Annotated in this window: 1 protein-coding gene and 1 pseudogene; one reads left to right on the top strand and one right to left on the bottom strand. The window is 43.7% G+C overall.

Features of this window, described 5'->3' with window-relative positions:
• Positions 1 to 41 precede the first annotated feature (41 nt).
• Entirely contained in the window at positions 42 to 794 is a 753-nt protein-coding gene (locus tag F6K37_RS42995) for a Uma2 family endonuclease (RefSeq protein ID WP_008191284.1), read from the top strand.
• A gap of 220 nt (positions 795 to 1,014) precedes the next feature.
• Here the strand turns inward: F6K37_RS42995 and F6K37_RS42990 are convergent.
• Positions 1,015 to 1,287 (bottom strand): annotated as a pseudogene (locus F6K37_RS42990) (ABC transporter ATP-binding protein); the annotation flags it as partial.

Below are 1,287 nucleotides of genomic sequence, written 5' to 3'. Positions count from 1 at the left end.
TAGACTAATAAGTACTACCTACTTATTGTACCCTAGCCGCCATGTCTTTGACTCAAGAATTAAAAACGGCAACAGAAACGCCAACAGAAAAGGCAACAACTGTACCGGAAGATGTTATATTTCCCCCTAGGGATTTATTCAGTGACGAACCACCTTTGGAAACTGATCTACATCGACTACAAATGACCCTACTCATCCAATGCCTAGAGTGGTTGTGGGATGAGCGTGATGATTTCTATGTCTCGGGAAATCTGACTATTTATTACAGTCCTCGACAACGTAAGTCTGAAGAATTTCGTGGGCCTGACTTTTTTGTGGTGCTGGGAACTGAGCGCAAACCTCGGAACAGTTGGGTAGTGTGGCAAGAAGAGGGGAAGTATCCGAATGTGATTGTAGAAATTATTTCCCCTACCACAGCAGATACGGACCGAGGATTAAAGAAGCAAATCTACCAGGATACATTCCGTACTCCCGACTATTTCTGGTTTGACCCCAACACCCTGGAATTAAAGGGCTTCCACTTGGTAGATGGTTGTTATCTCGAACTTGAGCCTAATCAAGAAGGTTGGTTGTGGAGTCAACAGTTGGCACTATATTTGGGAATTTATGACTCAAAATTACGTTGGTTTACTCCAGAAGGACAACTAGTTCCTGCCCCTACTGAAGCAGCCGAACTCGAAAAGCAACGAGCCGAACAAGAATGTCAGCAAAAGCAACAAGCTCAGGAGCAATTAGCTCAAATGGAGTCATTGTTAGCTCGTTATCGAGAACAGTTCGGTGATTTCCCTCAGTGATATAGCATTTCTCATAGCTATGAGGTACACATAATTTTTATCCTGTTCCCTACTCCCTACTCCCTACTCCCTAAAACCCATAATTCTATACCTCACCCCATTGATATAGCATTACACATGAAGGTCAGGACATTCCTAAACTCCGAAACTTAGTCATAGCTGACTTCTGACTTCTGACTTCTGACTTCTGACTTCTGACTTGCGCGTAGCGCCATAACTGCTATATCTGTAATGAATGTAACTGTGTATAGGTTCCATCTTTAGCCAGCAGTTGAGGGTGATTGCCAACTTCTACAATATGCCCTCGTTCCATAACTACAATCCGGTCAGCCTTCCGAATCGTTGACAGGCGATGAGCTACTACAAACGTTGTGCGGTTTTCCATCAAGTGTTCCAAAGCGTCCTGAATCAAAGCTTCCGAAGCAGTATCTAGAGACGATGTTGCTTCATCGAGAACTAACACCCGTGGATTACGAATTAAAGCACGAGCAAT

The organism is Moorena sp. SIO4E2, assembly GCF_010671945.1.
Classification (GTDB): Bacteria; Cyanobacteriota; Cyanobacteriia; order Cyanobacteriales; family Coleofasciculaceae; genus Moorena; species Moorena producens.
This window is presented reverse-complemented; position numbering and strand designations above follow the sequence as displayed.